The organism is Sphingopyxis sp. (assembly GCF_025869345.1).
Classification (GTDB): Bacteria; Pseudomonadota; Alphaproteobacteria; order Sphingomonadales; family Sphingomonadaceae; genus Sphingopyxis.
In genome coordinates this window covers 1-4906 of sequence record NZ_JAOZVW010000133.1, presented here as the reverse complement: position 1 = coordinate 4906, position 4906 = coordinate 1, and the positions used below count along the sequence as shown (strand labels likewise).

At 70.0% G+C, this 4906-nt stretch carries 4 protein-coding genes; all 4 read left to right on the top strand.

The window, feature by feature from the left end:
* The first annotated feature begins 57 nt into the window (after window positions 1-57).
* Window positions 58-1698 (top strand): amidohydrolase, encoded by a 1641-nt coding sequence (locus OJI97_RS14395; protein WP_297664577.1) that lies wholly within the window; start codon window positions 58-60, stop codon window positions 1696-1698.
* A 130-nt stretch (window positions 1699-1828) separates the two neighbouring features.
* Window positions 1829-3070 carry an FAD-binding oxidoreductase gene (locus tag OJI97_RS14390; RefSeq protein ID WP_297664575.1) on the top strand — a complete coding sequence of 414 codons (1242 nt, stop codon included), beginning with the start codon at window positions 1829-1831 and terminating at the stop codon, window positions 3068-3070.
* A gap of 100 nt (window positions 3071-3170) precedes the next feature.
* On the top strand, window positions 3171-4319 hold the full coding sequence (locus tag OJI97_RS14385) for an alpha-hydroxy acid oxidase (RefSeq protein WP_297664573.1): 1149 nt from the start codon (window positions 3171-3173) through the stop codon (window positions 4317-4319).
* 88 nt (window positions 4320-4407) lie between these two features.
* Window positions 4408-4906: toll/interleukin-1 receptor domain-containing protein (locus OJI97_RS14380; protein WP_297664571.1), on the top strand; the 499-nt coding region annotated here is incomplete at its 3' end.

Genomic DNA, 4906 nt, shown 5'->3' with positions numbered 1-4906 from the left:
CCTTGCGCAAGGCTTCAAGACCCCGCCCCAACCCCTCCCCTGAAGGGGAGGGGCTTAATAGTTGTCGCGCTGACGCTGCTGATCGCCGCCCCCGCTCACGCCGACACGCTCGTCGATAACGTCAACGGCATCACCCTCGACAGGGACGGCAAGGTCGTGCGCTTCACCGGCCTGCTCGTCGGCACCGACGGCAAGGTCAAGCAATTGCTCGACCGCAAGGACAAGCGCCCCGAACGCCCCGATTTCAAGGAGGACGGCAAGGGCCGCACCCTCATCCCCGGGCTGATCGACGCGCACGGCCATGTCATGGGGCTCGGCTTCTCGCTGATGCTCCTCGACCTGTCGGACACCACCAGCCTCGCCGAGGCGCAGGCGGCGATCCGCAAATATGCCGCCGACAATCCCGAAATGCCGTGGATCATCGGGTCGGGCTGGAACCAGGAGAAATGGGGGCTCGGCCGCTTCCCCACCGCCGCCGATCTCGACGCGGCGGTCCCCGACCGCCCGGTGTGGCTCGAACGCGTCGACGGCCACGCCGGCTGGGCGAACACGGCGGCGATGAACGCCGCAAAGATCAGCGCGACGACCAAGGCGCCCGAGGGCGGCCGGATCGAGATGGCGGGCGGCAAGCCCAGCGGCATCTTCGTCGACGCCGCGACCCAGCTCGTCGATGCCGCCAAGCCCAGGCCGCTGGCGCGCGACCTCGACCGCGCCTTCCTGCTCGCGCAGCAGAAACTGCTGTCGCAGGGCATCACCGGCATCGCCGACATGGGAACGACGATCCAGGACTGGCAGGCCTATCGCCGCGCCGGGGACAAGAAACAGCTCGCGATCCGTATCTTCAGCTATGGCCGCGACGTCGACAATATGGCGCTGATCGCGGGCGGCGAGCCGACCCCCTGGCTTTATGACGACAAGCTGCGCATGGTCGGGGTGAAACTCTATCTCGACGGCGCGCTCGGCTCGCGCGGCGCCTGGCTGAAAGCGCCTTACAGCGACGCGCCGGGGCAGAAGGGCCTGCCTCTGCTGACCCCCGCGCAGCTTCGCAACAAGATGGTGCGCGCCTCGATGGACAAGTTCCAGGTCGCGATCCACGCGATCGGCGACGCCGCCAATGCCGAAGCGCTCGACGCGATCGCCGATCTCTCCCGCGACCTGCCGGGCGAGCGCCGCTGGCGCATCGAACATGCGCAGATCGTCGATCCCGCCGATATCGCGCGCTTTGCCGAGATGAAGGTCGTCGCCTCGATGCAGCCGATCCACCAGCCGTCCGACCGGCTGATGGCCGAGGCACGGCTCGGCCCCGATCGGCTGAAGGGCGCCTATGCGTGGCGCAGCATGGAGAAGGCGGGGGTCCGCCTCGCCTTCGGGTCCGACGTGCCGGTCGAAAGCTCGAACCCCTTCCCCGGCATCGCCGCCGCCATCTCGCGCACCGGCGCCGACGGCCAGCCGGCCGGCGGCTGGCATCCTGAGGAGACGGTCAGCCGCGAAACCGCGCTCGACGGCTTCACCCGCACCGCCGCTTTCGCCGCCTTCGCCGAGGACCGGCTCGGCACGCTGATGCCCGGAATGCGCGCCGACTTCGTCATCCTCGCCGACGACCCGCTGCTCGCCAGCCCCGACGAGATCCGCAAGATGACCCCGCTCGAAACCTGGATCGGCGGCTATCGCTATTACAAGAAGGGCGCCGGGGAATGACCCCATCCATTGGCCTCGTCATTGCGAGCGGCGAAGCCGCGCGGCAATCCAGAGCGTGCGTAAACCGCTCTGGATTGCTTCGCTCCGCTCGCAATGACGAGTTGCTTTACTTGCAGGTCATCGGCTTCTGATGGACCGCCGCCGCCTGATCGCCGCGCTGGGCGCCGTGCCGATCGCCCTCGCGCTCGGCGGCGCGAAGAAGGAACCGAAGCGCAAGGACCCGCCCGAGCCGCGCGCCTCGCGCCGCCGCAAGGGCGCGAAACCGCCCGCGAAGCATGTCGACGTCGCGGTCGTCGGCGCGGGCGCGATCGGTGCGTGGACCGCGTGGCACCTCGTGCGTGCCGGGCTCAGCGTCCGGCTGTTCGACGCCTATGGCGCCGGCAACGGCCGCGCCGCGTCGAACCTGCCGTCGATGATGCTCGATCCGGTGCAGGGCGGCGATGCGCTCTACGCGGCGCTGGTCGACGACAGCCGCGATGCGTGGGAGCGGCTGTCCGACAGCGCGAGCCTGCCGATCCTGACCCCGTGCGAAGCGGTGACCGCGCTCGCCGCGACCGATGCCGTCGCCGATTCGCGCGGCGCCGACCGCACCACCGGCGAGCGGCTGCGGGGCCGCTTCACCCAGATCGCCTGGCGTCCCGAGGAAGCGGTGTTGCACGCCGCCAAAGGCGCGATGATCGCGGGTCGCCGCGGCGTCCTCGAAACGATCCTCGACGCGCAGATCGAATGCGAGGACATCGTGATGCCCGCGCCGCTGCGCGACAAGAAGCAGGGTCTCTACCGGCTTCCCGACGGCGGCACCGCACAGAACCTCGTCTATGCGACCGGCGCCTGGCTAACCGAGCTGTTCCCGCAGATATTGACGCCCGCGCGTCTGTCCGCGGTGCGCCAGCAGGTCTTTCACTTCGGCCCCGGTCAGGGCGATACGCAGTTCCGCCCGCCCGCGATGCCCGCCTTCGTCGACCGCGCCTATGGCTTCAACCTGCTCCCCGACGTCGAGGGGGTCGGGGTGCGCGTCTGGAAAAGCGCGCCCGACGCCAGCGTCGATCCCGACAGCTTCGACCGCCGCGCCGACATCGATGCGGGAGCGCGCGCGCTTGCCGACGCGCGCCAGTGGATCGCCGCGCGCCTGCCGCGCCTCGCCGATGCGCCGGTCGTCGCCAGCGCGGCGGCGCACGACTGCCGCACATCGACCGGCGACCTGCTGCTCGACCGCCTGCCCGGACAGGACCGCGTCTGGGTCGTCGGCGGCGCCGCGGGCCGCGCCTTCGCCCTCGCCCCCGCGATCGGCGCGCGCGTCGCCGCGCATGTTCAGGACGCCGCGCGGCCGATCGAGCCGCGCTGGGCGCTCGCGCGGCTGACGGGCGTATGAAATCATCGTCATTGCGAGCGCAGCGAAGCAATCCAGGGTTGCGTAAACCGCCCTGGATTGCTTCGCTGCGCTCGCAATGACGAGACATCCGGGGCGAAGAATGAAACTCACCGACTGCCATAACATCGACGATTTCCGCGCGCTGGCGAAGCGGCGCCTGCCCTGGCCGGTGTTCGATTATATCGACGGCGCCGCCGACGACGAGGTCACCCGCCGCCGCAACCGCGACGCCTTCGACCAATGCGACCTCATCCCGCGCGTCCTTGCCGGGGTCGAGAGCGTCGACATGAAAACGACGCTGTTCGGGCGCGAGATCGCGATGCCGCTCTTCCTGTCGCCGACCGCGCTCCAGCGGCTCTTTCACTGGCAGGGCGAGCGCGCGGTGCTGCGCGCCGCCGCCGACGCGGGCACCGTCGCCGGCATCTCCAGCCTCGCGACGATCGGCCTCGCCGAGGCGGGCGCGCTGACCAACGGCCCCAAGCTCTTCCAGCTCTACGTCCACCACGACGAAGGGCTCAACACGGCGATGCTCGACGCCGCACGCGACGCCAAATTCGATGCCGTCGCGCTCACCGTCGATACGATCGTCGGCGGCAACCGCGAGCGCTGCCTGCGCTCGGGCTTCACCTCGCCGCCGCGATTCACGGCGCGCAACCTGCTCTCCTATGCGATCAAGCCCGGCTGGGGCCTGAACTACGTCCTGCGCGAGAAATTCAGCCTCCCCAACCTCGCGACGCACGTCTCCGAGGGGTCGAGCGTCCCCAAATCGGTCGCCGAATATTTCACCACGATGCTCGACCAGAGCCTCGACTGGAAGCGCGCGGAGGCGATCCGCAAGCAATGGAACGGCCCCTTCTGCCTCAAAGGCATCGTCGCGGTCGAGGATGCGAAGCGCGCGGCCGATATCGGTGCCACCGCGATCATGGTGTCGAACCACGGCGGCCGCCAGCTCGACGGCAGCCGCGCGCCCTTCGACGCGCTCGCGGAGATCGTCGATGCGGTCGGCGACCGGCTGGAAGTGATCTGCGACGGCGGCATCACCCGCGGCACCCATGTGCTCAAAGCGCTGTCGGTCGGCGCGAAAGCCTGTTCGGGCGGGCGCCTCTATCTCTACGCGCTGGCCGCGGCGGGCGAGGACGGCGTCGGCCGCGCGGTCGGCCTGCTGCGCGCCGAGATCGAGCGCGGCATGAAGCTGATGGGCGCCAAAAGCCTCGCCGACCTGTCGCGCGGCAATCTGCGCTGGCGCTGACCATTCGCCGCGCGGCGCTTGCCAAGCCTCGCGGGGCTGCTATCGCTGCCGGCAGGAAAAACGGGGACAGGCCAAGGCCGGGGCAGCGATGACGACAGAAGCGAGCGACGCGCCGCCCGAGCGCCCCTATGACATCTTCATCAGCTACAGCCGCGCCGACGCCGACAAGGCGATGCGGCTGCGCGACCTGCTGCTCGCGCGCGGCCATCATATCTTCTTCGATGCCGAGGGGATCGACGCCGGCGCCGAATTTCCCGACGTCATCGACCGCGCGGTCAAGGGCGCCAAGGTCGTGCTCGGCTGCTGGACCCCCGCCGCGATCCAGCGCCGCTGGGTCCGCATCGAAAGCCGCATCGGCCTCGACCGCGGCTCGCTCGTCGCCATCGGGCTCGAAAAAATGGACCCGGAGGCGCTGCCGGCCGAATTCTACAACGTCAACGTCCTCGACCTGTCGGGCTTCGACGGCCGCAGCGAAACGCATCCCGCGTGGCAGCGCGTTCTCGCCGCCATCGACCGCCGGCTCGGGCGCGAGGGCGCCGCGAAGGTGGCCGGCGGCTCCAGCCGCAGCACCAGCCGGTCGAGCCGGG